The sequence below is a fragment of the Polynucleobacter cosmopolitanus genome, assembly GCF_002224225.1.
Classification (GTDB): Bacteria; Pseudomonadota; Gammaproteobacteria; order Burkholderiales; family Burkholderiaceae; genus Polynucleobacter; species Polynucleobacter cosmopolitanus.
Map to the genome: position 1 here is coordinate 168746 of NZ_NJGG01000003.1, position 13970 is coordinate 182715.

General features: G+C 44.2%; 12 protein-coding genes. 6 read left to right on the top strand and 6 right to left on the bottom strand.

Annotated features, from left to right (window positions below; translation table 11 throughout):
• Nucleotides 1-164 precede the first annotated feature (164 nt).
• The 3 genes from aceE to lpdA are packed head-to-tail and all read left to right on the top strand — an operon-like array spanning nt 165 to nt 6299.
• Nucleotides 165-2861, top strand: coding sequence for a pyruvate dehydrogenase (acetyl-transferring), homodimeric type (gene aceE / locus AOC33_RS08620; RefSeq protein WP_089516604.1), 2697 nt, complete (start codon nt 165-167; stop codon nt 2859-2861).
• Between the two features lie 10 nt (nt 2862-2871).
• A complete protein-coding gene (aceF, locus tag AOC33_RS08625; protein WP_089516605.1) occupies nt 2872-4509 on the top strand; it encodes a dihydrolipoyllysine-residue acetyltransferase in 1638 nt (545 codons plus the stop codon).
• An 11-nt stretch (nt 4510-4520) separates the two neighbouring features.
• A complete protein-coding gene (gene lpdA, locus AOC33_RS08630) occupies nt 4521-6299 on the top strand; it encodes a dihydrolipoyl dehydrogenase (RefSeq protein ID WP_089516606.1) in 1779 nt (592 codons plus the stop codon).
• 184 nt (nt 6300-6483) lie between these two features.
• Here lpdA and AOC33_RS08635 read toward each other — a convergent pair whose 3' ends face one another.
• Complete coding sequence (locus tag AOC33_RS08635; RefSeq protein ID WP_089516607.1) at nt 6484-7020, bottom strand: phasin family protein; 537 nt, start codon at nt 7018-7020, stop codon at nt 6484-6486.
• 116 nt (nt 7021-7136) lie between these two features.
• Between AOC33_RS08635 and AOC33_RS08640 the strand changes: the two genes are divergently transcribed.
• Genes AOC33_RS08640 through AOC33_RS08650 form a run of 3 tightly spaced genes read left to right on the top strand, consistent with a single transcriptional unit; the run spans nt 7137 to nt 10003 of the window.
• Complete coding sequence (locus AOC33_RS08640; RefSeq protein WP_245835649.1) at nt 7137-8042, top strand: histone deacetylase family protein; 906 nt, start codon at nt 7137-7139, stop codon at nt 8040-8042.
• Nucleotides 8043-8924 carry a DMT family transporter gene (locus tag AOC33_RS08645; protein ID WP_089516608.1) on the top strand — a complete coding sequence of 294 codons (882 nt, stop codon included), beginning with the start codon at nt 8043-8045 and terminating at the stop codon, nt 8922-8924.
• Nucleotides 8925-8983: 59 nt separating this feature from the next.
• Nucleotides 8984-10003, top strand: a complete 1020-nt coding sequence (locus tag AOC33_RS08650) for a serine hydrolase (protein ID WP_089516609.1) — start codon at nt 8984-8986, stop codon at nt 10001-10003.
• Nucleotides 10004-10037: 34 nt separating this feature from the next.
• On the opposite strand, the gene AOC33_RS08655 is transcribed toward AOC33_RS08650, so the two are convergent.
• Genes AOC33_RS08655 through AOC33_RS08675 form a run of 5 tightly spaced genes read right to left on the bottom strand, consistent with a single transcriptional unit; the run spans nt 10038 to nt 13966 of the window.
• Nucleotides 10038-10805 carry an IclR family transcriptional regulator gene (locus AOC33_RS08655; protein ID WP_089516610.1) on the bottom strand — a complete coding sequence of 256 codons (768 nt, stop codon included), beginning with the start codon at nt 10803-10805 and terminating at the stop codon, nt 10038-10040.
• A 52-nt stretch (nt 10806-10857) separates the two neighbouring features.
• Nucleotides 10858-11892, bottom strand: a complete 1035-nt coding sequence (locus tag AOC33_RS08660) for a quinone-dependent dihydroorotate dehydrogenase (RefSeq protein WP_089516611.1) — start codon at nt 11890-11892, stop codon at nt 10858-10860.
• Nucleotides 11893-11913: 21 nt separating this feature from the next.
• Nucleotides 11914-12651, bottom strand: coding sequence for an arginyltransferase (locus AOC33_RS08665; RefSeq protein ID WP_089516612.1), 738 nt, complete (start codon nt 12649-12651; stop codon nt 11914-11916).
• A complete protein-coding gene (aat, locus tag AOC33_RS08670; RefSeq protein WP_089516695.1) occupies nt 12648-13388 on the bottom strand; it encodes a leucyl/phenylalanyl-tRNA--protein transferase in 741 nt (246 codons plus the stop codon). The genes AOC33_RS08665 and aat overlap by 4 nt, the downstream gene beginning before the upstream one ends.
• Nucleotides 13389-13393: 5 nt before the next feature.
• Nucleotides 13394-13966 (bottom strand): NUDIX hydrolase, encoded by a 573-nt coding sequence (locus tag AOC33_RS08675; RefSeq protein WP_089516613.1) that lies wholly within the window; start codon nt 13964-13966, stop codon nt 13394-13396.
• Nucleotides 13967-13970 lie beyond the last annotated feature (4 nt).

The window sequence follows — 13970 nt, forward strand, 5'->3', positions numbered from 1 at the left end:
TTTTTTCTATTTTTCCAGTTTATTGCCACGCAACATAATTCCATATAGTGATAAATAACTTCGTTATATGAAATATTGCTTGCTCAGGGAACCTGGCGTTTTTAGAATTTCAACAAGACAAAAAGGGCCAAGCCCTTATAAAGCGAAGTTATCAGGAGATAAGTATGGCTGATCTACCAAATCAACAAAAGGGAGCTAATGGCTCTCAGGATATTGATCCAATTGAAACCAAAGAATGGATTGATGCCCTCAATGGTGTCATTCAACAAGAGGGTGTTGATCGCGCTGCATTCTTGATCGATGAGCAGATATCACATGCCCGCGTGAGTGGTGTGGTGCAGCCGTTTCATGCAGAGACTCCTTATATCAATACGATTCCTGTAGAACAGCAAGCCAAGCTTCCTGGTGATCAAGAGATTGAGCATAAGATTCGCTCTTACACTCGTTGGAATGCAATGGCGATGGTTTTAAAGGCCAACAAAGATACAAACGTTGGCGGACACATCTCATCATTTCAATCAGCAGCCACTCTTTACGATGTCGGCTTTAACCACTTTTGGCATGCTCCTTCTGATAATCACGGTGGTGATTTGGTGTTTGTGCAGGGTCACGTCGCTACCGGTGTGTATGCCCGAGCTTATATGTTGGGTCGTTTAACCGAAGAAAATTTAAACAACTTCCGTCAAGAAGTTGATGGCAAGGGTATTTCAAGCTATCCGCATCCTTGGTTGATGCCAGATTTTTGGCAGTTCCCAACTGTATCAATGGGCTTGGGTCCAATCATGGCTATTTACCAAGCCCGCTTCATGAAATATTTGCAAGACCGTGGCATGGCGCAAACCGAGGGAAGAAAAGTTTGGGCTTTCTTGGGTGATGGTGAGACCGATGAACCTGAATCATTGGGTGCTATTGGTATGGCCGGAAGAGAAAACTTAGATAACTTGTGTTTCGTGATCAACTGTAATTTGCAGCGTTTAGATGGTCCAGTTCGCGGTAACGGAAAAATCATTCAGGAACTTGAATCTGAATTCAGAGGCGCTGGTTGGAATGTGATCAAACTCATCTGGGGTACTCATTGGGATGCTTTATTTGCCCGAGACAAAAAGGGTATTTTAATGAAGCGTCTTGGCGAGATCGTGGATGGTGAGTACCAGACCATGAAAGCCAAGAGTGGTGCATATGTCAGAAAGATTGTATTCAATACACCAGAATTAGAAGCTTTGGTTGCAGACTGGAGCGATGAAGATGTTTGGAATCTGAATCGTGGTGGTCATGATCCACATAAAGTCTATGCAGCTTTCCATGCAGCAGCTAATCATAAAAACCAACCAACCGTTATTTTGGCTAAGACCATCAAGGGTTACGGCATGGGTGGCTCGGGTCAGGGCATGAATATCGCTCACCAAGCCAAGAAAATGAACATTGAAGACATCAAAGCCTTCAGAGATCAATTCAAGATTCCTGTAACAGATGACAAGCTAGAGGAATTACCTTTGGTCAAATTTGAAGAGGGTAGTCCTGAGTTGAATTACATGCGTGAACGTCGCATGGAGTTGGGTGGTTATCTTCCTCAACGCAGAGCCAAAGCAGAAAGCTTGGAAGTGCCAAAGCTTGAAGTATTTACCCCATTGCTTGAGGCCACTGTTGAGGGTCGTGAAATTTCAACCACCATGGCTTTCGTTCGTATGTTGAACATGGTTGTGAAAGACAAGACCATTGGTAAGCGTGTGGTGCCGATTGTTCCTGATGAATCTAGAACATTTGGTATGGAAGGCATGTTCCGTCAATTGGGTATTTGGAACCAGTTGGGTCAACTTTACACCCCGCAAGATCATGATCAGTTGATGTTCTATAAAGAAGACAAGCACGGTCAAATTTTGCAAGAGGGTATCAATGAAGCTGGTGCGATGTGTGATTGGATCGCTGCAGCTACTTCCTATTCAACACATGGCGTACCAATGTTGCCGTTCTACATTTTCTACTCAATGTTTGGTTTCCAGCGTATCGGCGACTTGGCTTGGGCTGCTGGAGATATGCGCAGTCGTGGTTTCTTATTGGGTGGTACTGCTGGTAGAACCACACTGAACGGTGAAGGTTTGCAGCACGAAGATGGTCACAGTCATTTGTGGAGTGGTGCAATTCCAAACTGCATCAGCTATGACCCAACCTTTGCTTTTGAATTGGCTGTGATTATTCAAGACGGTATGCGTCGCATGATGACGAATCAAGATGATGTTTATTACTACATCACCTTGATGAATGAGAACTATGCTCACCCAGCGATGCCTAAGGGTGCTGAGAGTGACATCTTGAAGGGCATGTATCGCTTAACAAGTGTTGGCGATGCCAAAGCCAAACTAAAAGTTCAGCTTCTTGGTAGCGGCACAATTTTCCGTGAGGTAATTGAAGCTGCCAATATGTTGCGTGATGATTGGGGTGTCGCTTCTGATATTTGGGGTTGCCCAAGCTTCACAGAGTTGGGTCGTGATTGGAATGCCGTATCACGTCAAAATATGTTGAACCCTACTGACAAACCTGCTCTATCTCATGTTGAGAAAATGTTGAAAGACACCTCAGGTCCAGTGATTGTTGCTACTGACTATGTACGTTTGTTCCCAGAACAAATCAGACCTGCTATTCAGAATATCGGTAAGCGATACACCGTATTAGGCACAGATGGTTATGGTCGCTCTGATACGCGTGAAAAGCTTCGTCATTTCTTTGAGGTGGATCGTCGCTGGGTAACTGTTGCTGCGCTCAAGACTTTGGCTGATGAAGGTCAAATTGACCACAAGAAGGTTGCAGAAGCTATCAAGAAATACGGTCTTGATCCTAAAAAACCAAACCCAATGACTGTGTGAGGAAACTAAGATGAGCCAAGTGATAGAAATCAAAGTTCCTGATATTGGAGATTATGACGGCGTTCCTGTGATCGAGGTCCATGTGAAGCCTGGTGATGTCGTTGAAAAAGAGCAATCTTTGGTGACCTTGGAATCAGACAAAGCCACCATGGATGTACCTTCGTCTCATTCTGGAGTGGTCAAAGAAGTCAAAGTTAAAGTAGGCGACAACATTTCTGAAGGTCATGTGGTGATTCTTTTGGAAGAATCAGGTTCCGCATCAGCTCAGGCAGCCCCAGTAGCTGCACCTGCAGCGACTGCTTCAGTAGCTCCACAAAAAACAGTAGTACCAGCAGCCGCTCAAGCTGCTGGTGGTTTGGTGAATGTGACTGTTCCTGATATTGGTGATTACAAAGGCGTTCCTGTGATCGAGGTCCATGTGAAGCCTGGTGATGTGGTTGAAAAAGAGCAATCTTTGGTGACCTTGGAATCAGACAAAGCAACCATGGATGTGCCTTCTTCACACGCTGGCGTTGTGAAGGAAGTCAAAGTAAAAGTAGGGGAAAGTATCTCTGAAGGTGATTTGGTGGTGATTCTAGAATCTTCATCAGCAGGTGCTTCACCAACTGCAGCAGCAAGTAAAGCTCCAACTGCGGCTCCTGCAGCAGTCCCTCAAGTCAGTACTCCAGCACCAGTTCAGAGTGCGCCTCAAGCATCAGCAACGCGCAATGAATCTATTCCATCAGCGGGTGGAATCAGTCATGCAAGTCCATCTGTTCGTAAGTACGCCAGAGAACTTGGCGTTGATGTGACGAGGGTGATTGGTACTGCACCTAAAGGCAGAATTTCTCAAGAAGACGTTCAGGCCTATGTGAAAAACATCATGACTGGACAGGCAGCATCTCCAGCGGGTGCTCCAGTAGCAGCCTCTGGTGGCTTGAATCTCTTGCCGTGGCCAAAAATTGATTTCAGCAAATTTGGTGAAACAGAAACCAAGCCCTTATCTCGCATTCAGAAATTATCTGCTGCCAATCTCTCTCGCAATTGGGTCATGATTCCAGCCGTGACTTATCACGAAGATGCTGATATCACAGACCTAGAAGCGTTCCGCGTGATGACCAATAAGGACAATGAAAAACAAGGTATCAAAGTCACGATGTTGGCTTTCTTGATCAAGGCGGCGGTGAATGCTTTGAAGAAGTATCCAGAATTTAATAGTTCCTTGGATGGTGATAACTTGGTGATGAAAAAATACTTCCACATTGCCTTTGCCGCAGATACACCAAACGGTTTGGTGGTGCCGGTCGTAAAAAATGCTGACAAAAAAGGTATTTTTGAAATCGCAAAAGAAACTGGTGAGTTGGCCAAACTTGCACGAGAGGGTAAATTGAAGCCTGATCAAATGCAGGGCGCTTCTTTCACGATTTCATCTTTGGGTGGTATTGGTGGAACTTACTTTGCGCCAATCATCAACGCACCAGAGGTGGCTATTTTGGGTGTCAATAAAGCCAGCATGAAGCCTGTTTGGGATGGGAAACAGTTTGTACCAAAATTAATTTGCCCATTGTCACTCACTGCAGATCATCGCGTGATTGATGGTGCCTTAGCGACAAGATTCAACGTGTATTTGGCTGAGTTATTGGCTGATTTCCGTCGTGTTGTTCTTTAAGGAATATTGATATGCCTACAGTAGAAATCAAAGTTCCTGATATTGGTGATTTTCATGATGTGCCTGTGATTGAAGTTTTGGTCAAACCAGGTGATCAGGTTGAAAAAGAGCAAGCACTATTGGTGTTGGAATCTGACAAGGCCACCATGGAAGTGCCGAGTGAGCAAGCTGGCAAAATTGTTTCTATCAGCGTCAAGGTTGGTGACAAGATCAATCAAGGCATGGTCATTGCTACTCTCGATGTGGCTACCGATGCTGCTAAACTAGCAGCATCAGCACCAATCAAAGAGGCAGCTCCAAAAACTGAAGCTCCGAAATTAAGTGCTCCTACACCAGGTTCATACGCTGGAAAAGTTGACCATGAATGCGACATGTTGGTCTTGGGCGCAGGTCCTGGAGGTTACAGCGCCGCTTTCAGAAGCGCTGACTTGGGGATGAACACCATCATCGTTGAGCGTTACGCAACCCTGGGTGGTGTTTGCTTGAACGTGGGTTGTATTCCATCAAAAGCTTTGTTGCACACAGCTGCCATCATGGATGAAGTTAAAGCCATGGTAGCACATGGTATTTCATACGGTGCACCAAAGATTGAAATTGATAAATTACGGGCTCATAAAGAAACCGTGATTGGTAAGTTAACGGGCGGTCTTGCTGGTATGGCCAAAGCTCGTAAGGTTAAAACAGTGCGTGGTATTGGTCGATTCTTAGATGCTTATCACGTTGAGGTGGAAGTCACTGAAGGTGATTCTAAGAAAACCAATGGTCAAAAGGAAGTGATTCGTTTTCAAAAGGCGATCATTGCTGCCGGCAGCCAAGCTGTGATGTTGCCTTTCTTGCCCAAGGATCCAAGAATCGTTGATAGTACTGGCGCATTAAAGCTTGAGAAGGTGCCTAAGAGAATGTTGGTGATTGGTGGCGGCATCATCGGTTTAGAGATGGCGACTGTCTACAGCACCTTGGGCAGCAAAATTGATATTGCTGAAATGTTAGATGGTTTGATGGCTGGTGCAGACCGTGATTTGGAAAAGGTATGGGAGAAGGTTAACGCTCCACGTTTTGACAACATCATGTTGAAGACACGTGCTAGTAAAGCTGAGGCAAAACCAGATGGTATCCATGTGACCTTTGAAGGTGAAAAGGCTCCAGCAACTCCTCAGGTATATGACCTTGTTTTAGTTGCCGTTGGCCGTACTCCGAATGGTAAGAAGTTGGATGCTGATAAAGCTGGGGTGGCGGTTGATGAGCGCGGCTTTATTCCGGTTGATAAACAATTGCGTACGAATGTGAGTCATATTTTTGCAATTGGCGATTTGGTCGGTCAACCTATGTTGGCTCACAAAGCTGTTCATGAAGCACACGTCGCCGCAGAAGTTGCAGCAGGGCACAAGGCTTTCTTTGACGCCAAGCAAATTCCTTCTGTTGCTTATACAGATCCTGAAGTTGCATGGGCGGGTCTTACAGAAGAGCAATGTAAAGCTCAAGGCATTGCTTATGAAAAAGGTTTGTTCCCATGGGCAGCCAGTGGTCGCGCAATTGCGAATGGTCGTGATGAAGGATTTACAAAGTTGTTATTTGATAAAGAAACTCATCGCATCATTGGTGGCGGCATTGTTGGTACCCATGCGGGTGATTTGATTGGTGAAGTTTGTTTGGCCATCGAGATGGGTGCTGACGCTGTTGATATTGGTAAGACAATTCATCCACATCCAACCCTTGGTGAATCTGTTGGTATGGCTGCTGAAGTGGCGCATGGCACTTGTACTGACTTACCTCCAACCAAGAAAAAATAGTTAGCTATTAGCTCTGTGTCTTAAAGCCTCAAAGCCTTCAGGTCTCCAGACATAAAAAAACCCCCGCACGAGGCGGGGGTTAAAAGGTACTTGTAGATTAGATCTAACTGGGTACCGAGGAGACAACTGTTACTACTTCAATTCTTTCATGCCATTATGATGATTCAAATGGCTTGCATCTTGCTTACTTCTTGCCGCGAGCAGCTTTAACTGCTGTGTTAGCTGCAGCATTGAAGTTATTTTGAGCTAAATCTACCGCTTGCTTGATAGATTTTTGTGTTGTTTCATATGCATTGTTTGCTGCAGCCATGGCTTGTTTGATCGCCTGGATAGTAGCTTCTGAACCAGCTGGAGCATTCTTTGAAAGCTCTTCAACCATGCCGTTCACGTTGCCAGTGCTTTTCTTTAACTGTGACTCAGCAACTGAAGTGAAAGTTGTTTGAGTTTCGTTTGCAATGTTGTAAAGATGACGGCTGTAAGACATGATCTTTTCAGCTAAAGGCTGAACCATACCTGCTTGCATAGCCATTAATTGCTGAGCATCACGCACTGAAAGTGCTTGCTTAGCATTTTGTACGTTCTCAGTCATTGCAGTTTTTGCTACTGCCATGTTCAATTCAACAAGCTTTTCTACACCTTCAAAGGCTTTGTTCGTTAAATTCAACAATGTTTCCAAGTTAGCTTTGTTTGCTGCTGCGATTTGTTCTGGGGTTAATGTCATGATTTCTCCAAGTAAATTAAAGGGTGAACAATAAATGTTGCACTGCACAAATATAAGTATAGGTCTTAAATAGACTAAGTCAAGACCACAATGTGAAAAAAAGGCAAAATCAGGAGGTGAAAGCCTTTTATACCGATCATTTTGTCCTCCCATTACCTGATGGGCATCGATTTCCGATGCAAAAATACCGTCAATTGAGGGATCAAGTGGCCTTATTGGATGGTTTGGAGCTCAAAGAACCACCAGCTGCCAGTGATGAGGATTTGATCCGAGTACATGATCAGGAGTACGTCAAACGGGTGACTCAGGGGAAGTTAAGTACTGCAGAAATCAGAGAAATCGGTTTTCCATGGAGTGAACTCATGGTTGAAAGATCCAAAAGGTCTGCGGGGGCAACCATTTCAGCATGTATCAGCGCCTTAGAAGATGGGGTTTCAGTGAATCTGGCGGGTGGTACCCATCACGCATATGCTAATAAAGGGAGTGGTTTTTGTGTCTTCAATGATGCAGCAGTGGCCTCAAAGTATCTTCAGAACTTAAGAAACATGAACGTTGCCATCATTGATTTGGATGTTCATCAAGGCAATGGCACAGCAGCGATTTTGGGCAAAGACCCCAGCTGTTACACATTGTCACTTCACGGAGAGAAGAATTTTCCCTTTAGAAAAGAATCAAGTCATTTAGATGTGGGATTGAGTGACGGATGTTCCGATGATGAATATTTGCTTCATCTTGCTCATGCTTTGAATCAGATGGAGTCTGAGTTCAAGCCAGATATGCTGATTTATTTGGCTGGGGCTGACCCTCATGAGGGTGATCGATTGGGACGTTTGAAATTAAGCCTCAAAGGTTTATGCCTGCGAGATCAAATGGTTTTGGACTTTGCCAAAACACATGATCTACCAATCGCCATAGCGATGGCAGGAGGGTATGGCATCAATATTGAAACTACGGTTGAAGTGCATGCTCAAACCGTACAATTAGCCCTTCAACTATTCAAAGAATTAAAGGTCAAACAATAAATGAGCAATTCATGGATTCGATATTTAACGCCATGGATTGCGCCAATTTTTGTGATCATCTGGAGCACGGGTTTCATCATTGCTCGTTACGGTATGCCTCATGCTGAGCCCATGACATTTCTGAGTATGCGCTTTTTGGGTGTGCTGATTTGCATGATCCCAATCGTTTTACTTTGGAAAGCTCCTTGGCCAAGACAGTCACAAATCATCCACATTGCGATTGCCGGCATACTTCTGCAAGCTGGTTATTTAGGTGGCGTATGGGCTGCCGTTCGTGAAGGAATGTCTGCAGGACTAACAGCCTTGATTGTGGGTCTTCAACCAATTCTGACCGCTTTATTAGCATCTTGGGTAGCTGAAAAGGTACGACCTGTTCAATGGCTTGGCTTGGTGATTGGTCTATTGGGTGTTGGATTGGTTGTTTGGGCCAAGATTGTCATGATTGGTTTCAGTGATTTAAGTTTTATCTTCATCATCATTGCTTTGCTATCAATCACAGCAGGTACTCTTTATCAAAAGAAGTATTGCCCTCAGTTTGACTTACGCACGGGCTCGGTGATTCAATTTGCTGCTTCAGCCATTGTTTGTGTGCCACTCATGATGATGTTCGAAACCAGAGAGGTTGCTTGGGTTCCAGAATTGATATTTTCTTTATTATGGTCGATATTCGCCTTGTCGATCGGGGCCAGCTCTCTGTTATTTGTGATGATCCGTCATGGAGCAGCTACCAAGGTCACCAGTTTGATGTACTTGACACCACCCACCACTGCCTTGATGGCCTGGTTCTTATTCAATGAGCCCATCACATGGGCAATTGGCCTTGGGATAGCTCTGACCATGGGGGCAGTTTTAATGGTCAATAAAGCCTCATCAGGCAAGTAATACCTTATCATGTCATTTATTCACTAAAACTAACTAATTAAATAGCTTAGAAGAGACTGATGATATTGAGAAGTAATTTGTTGCGCAAAATGATTGTGGGTATATTGAGCAGTTCTTTGTTGCTTGGAGCACAAGTGTCTTTTGCTCAAAGTACCAGCAATAAACAAACAACCCAGCAGGCGGCCAAGAAAAAAGTAGCCCCCAAAACTCAAAAACAAGTTAGAACATCAACTACTCGAGCTAAGTCATCAAAAGCTCCTGATGAAAAGCGCCCATCATTTGCCGCAGCGATGGGTCTGCGCGGTAATCAAGATGATCTCAATCTAAAATCAAGTGTGGCGTTGATTGTTGATCGTCAAACACATGAAGTGTTGTTTGAGAAAAATGCGCATGCTGCCTTGCCGATCGCATCCATCACAAAATTGATGACTTCATTGGTTATTCTTGAAGCTCAACTTCCATTGGAAGAAACAATCGTGATTGAGCAATCAGATGTCAATGCGTATCCTGGCCGTACTCGCTCTAGAGTGACCCAAGGAGCTAAGATGACGCGCGAGCAAGCGATGCTTTTATCTTTGATGTCTTCTGAGAACCGAGCATCACAGGCCTTGGGTAGAAATTTTCCAGGTGGTATACCAGCCTTTGTGGATGCGATGAATGCCAAGGCAAAGTTACTCGGCATGAGTCAATCTAAATTTGCAGATCCCACGGGTCTATCCAGTGACAATGTTTCTAGTCCAGAAGATCTAACTCGTTTGGTTGAGGCCGCATATCAATATCAAGTGATTAGAGAGTTCTCAACAAGACCTGACTACAGCATCATGATTGGTAAGCGTGAGCAAAAGTTTGTTAATACCAATCGTTTGGTTAGAGCCAGTGATATGGATATTGGTTTGCAGAAGACTGGCTATATTTCTGCTGCTGGCCGTTGTTTGGTCATGCAGGCCAAAGTCGTTGGTCGTGATGTGGTGATGGTATTCCTTGATTCTGTTGGCACTCAATCTCGTTTTGCTGATGCAGTGCGTGTCAGAGAATGGTTGGAAGCCAACCCAAACCCTGAGTCAATCAGAAAGCTATAAGTAGATTTAATTAAGCAGATTAAATTAAGAAAACTTAAGGCTTAAGGCTTGGTTTGTATCCCAAGCTTTTCGAGATCTGCATTGCAGTATCTTTGAGCGATTTGAGCCACTCATCTTGCATGCGCTCAGTAGGTGCTGATAAAGATAGTCCAGCAACTAACTTGCCGGTGTCATCCAAAATAGCTGCAGCCATGCAACTCACACCCAACTCTAATTCTTCATCGTCCCTGGCATGACCAAGGCTTTTCACTAAATCCAATTCTTTTTCAAGTTGAGCCAAATCACTGATGCTATTTTGTGTATGGCCATTCAAGCCAGTTTTGCTCACATAATTTTTCAACTTCACTGAGTCATCATCAGCCAAAAATAGTTTACCTACTGAAGTTAAATGAAGTGGGGCTCTGCCTCCAATGGCGCGAACCACTTGCATCCCTGATCTTTCGCTATAAGCACGATCAATGTAAACAATTTCATCGCCTTGGCGCACAGATAAATTAACTGTTTGGCCGGTGAGCTTATGTAAAGCTCTCATTGGCAATTGAGCAGCATCTCTGACTGAAAGTCGTGCTTTCACTAAATTACCTAATTCAAGGAGTTTTAAGCCTAAGCGATAAGTGCCACTGTCTGCTCGCTCAACTAAGCGACAGGCAACCATATCATTCAAAATTCGGTGAGCAGTTGATGGGTGCAAATCAGTCAGCTCAGACAGTCTTTTAAGACTCTGGGCTTCATCACTATCTGCGAGGGCATCCAGAAGACTCATCATGCGGTCCAAAACCTGGATAGCTGTTCTGCTTGTCATGTTGTCATTTTAGCTCTAAAAATGCCAAATTGCACATTATGAAAAGAGAAGCTTAAAAACCACCTTTTAAGGCCTTTGCACAGTCAGAAACCAGCTTAGGGCCTTTATAAATCAAGCCACTATAGAGCTGAACCAAGCTGGCGCCAGCATTGATCTTGTCTTTGGCATCCTGGCCAGACATGATCCCGCCAACACCAATGATTGGCAGCTGACCATGAAGAGTACGGCGCAGCTCCTGGATTACGCGGTCTGATGATTGTTTCACTGGTGAACCAGAAAGGCCGCCAGCTTCATGACCAAACGGTAAGTGGGCAACTGAATCACGAGCAATTGTGGTGTTCGTGGCGATGACCGCATCAATCTTGTATTTGATCAGCAATTCTGCAATGGTCTGAATTTGCTCTAAATCTAAATCAGGGGCAATTTTTAGGAACAGTGGCACTTCTTTTTTGTGCAAATCACTCAGCACCTTTTTTTCTTCGGCAATAGCGCTTAGCAATGAACTTAATTCATCAGCACCTTGCAACTGTCTTAAATTCTTGGTGTTGGGTGAGGAGATATTGACAGTGATGTACGAAGCGATGTCATACACCTTTTTCATACAAATCAAATAGTCATCAGCAGCTGATTCAATCGGGGTCGTGGCATTTTTACCAATATTCAATCCGAGGATGCCGCCGTTTTGCCAAAAATCAGATTGTTTGACTCGTGCCACGCATGCATCAACCCCATCATTGTTAAAACCCATGCGATTGATCAGGCCTGATACTTCTGGCAGTCGAAACATTCTTGGTAAAGGATTGCCGGCTTGTGCTTTGGGTGTCACCGTGCCAATCTCAATAAAACCAAAACCTAAATCAGCCAAAGCATCAATGTGTTTACCGTCTTTATCTAACCCTGCGGCTAAACCAACCGGATTCGGTATTTTCAAGCCACAAAAAATTCGCTCATCGCGAGCAATCTTTTCTTGCGTTAAAAACCCCAAGCCCATGGCATGAACTTTATCGAGGGTGCTCAAAGTCAAGTTATGCGCACGTTCTGCATCCATGGCAAATAAACAAGGCTTGACGAGAGGGTAGAGATTCATCAGTGTTGGATCTTTAAATTATTAATAGCGTTGCCACACATCATCGACCAAAACCTCTAATGGTTCGAACTGTGCTTTGTAAGACATTTTAGGGCTTTCTTCAATGTAGTAGCCCAAGTACAAGTAAGGCAGCTGAAGTTTCCTAGTTTGTTCTATCTGCCACATGATGGAGAAAGTTCCATAACTGGCACTTTGATTGCTGGTATCAAAGAAGGTGTAAACAGACGACAAGCCACTTTGAACCACGTCAATGATGCTCACAATTCTCAACTTGCCTGGTTCTTCGCTATCGGGACCATCCCTGAACTCAATCAAACGAGTATTCACCTTGCTTTGCAGTAAAAATTGTTTGTATTGATCTTGATCATCACCATCCATGCCGCCGTGAAGATGGCGATCGTGTTGGTATGACATATAAAGATCGTAGTGTTCTTGAAAAAATTCCAGATGACCAATTTTCACTTCTAAATCTTGGTGCTTTTTAAGCGCTCGCTGTTGATAGCGTTTCGGCTTAAAGCGTTCAATATCAACGCGACAAGCAATACACGCCTTACAGCCATCACAGTAAGGTCTATAGGTGTACAAACCACTGCGACGAAAACCACTGGCAACCAATTCGCCATAAACATCCGCATGAATCAAATGTGTTGGCGTTGCAACTTGCGAGCGAGCTTGATGATGCGCCAAGTAACTGCACTCATAGGGAGCAGTTGCATAGAACTGAAGGGTGGTGAATGGGAGTTCTTTTAATTTACTCATGTCGGTTGGCTTAGCCAATGTTGCAAAACACTCTTATTAAAACGCCAAATGGGATTAATTGCAGTAGTTTTCTCGCGCACATGGTTTAAAAATTCATCCCGTGGAATGGGATATCCACCCATTGAACTTAAATGCGCTGTTTCCTGCTGGCAGTCAATCATCTCGATGTCTTGGGCAATAGCCCAGGCACACAGGCTTGCCAAGGCAATTTTAGAGGCGCCTGTTTTTTTGGAAAACATCGATTCACCAAAAACCATTTTCCCTAAATTAACGCAATATAAACCGCCAACCCGTTGGCCTTGATGAAAAACTTCAATACTGTGCGCATGTCCTTGCTCGTGTATTTGACTGTAAGCATGCATGATTGCATGCGTGATCCAAGTCCCATCTTGGTCTGGTCTTGCTTGTGTTGCACAGGACAGAATGGTTGCATGAAAATCTTCGTCGACCTTTACTTCCCAATCTTGGTCCATCAAGACATTTTTAATTTCTTTTTTGAAGTTTTTACTTACTTTGAAGTTTTTGGGTCTAAGCACCATCCTGGGGTTGGGGGACCACCACAAAATGGGTTGTCCATCGGAATACCATGGAAAAATACCTTGGTGATAAGCGCGCAACAATTGTTCAGCGCTGATGTCCTCGCTGATGGCTAATAAGCCAGGAACTTCTGGATCAGGATCGGCATCATTCCAAGGCGATGGAAAAGGATCATGCGGTTGAAGCCAAGACAGACCCATGTTGATCAATGTTTCCGATCAATGCGTTCATCGTAGCCAACATCATCAAGATGAGTCACGATCTTATCTGTCTCATTGAGTCGACCCAATTTTTTATCCTGAAAATACCATTCAAGCGTTTTTCGAACCGTCGGAAATGCCAACTCATTCCAAGGAATATCTTTTTCAGAAAACAACTCAACTTCTAAACTCTCAACGCCTGCCTGATAATTAGGCTCAATGAGTTTGGCCAAATAAAACAAATGAACTTGCTCTACGTGTGTGACATTCAATAAAGAAAACAAAGGGCCGATCTCAACACTTGCACCTGCTTCTTCAAGCGTTTCTCGTTTAGCGCCATCCTCGGTACTTTCCCCGATCTCCAAAAATCCTGCCGGCAATGTCCAGTATCCAAGGCGAGGATGTATGGCTCGTTTACACAAAAGAACTTTATCTTGCCAAACAGGGATAGTCCCAACGACATTGCGAGGATTTTCATAATGAATCGTTTTGCAGCCGGAACAAACATGCCTCTCCCGGGTATCGTCCTCAGGAGTTTGTAAGATCACGGTTGAACCGCATGTTGGGCAATATTTCATTTCG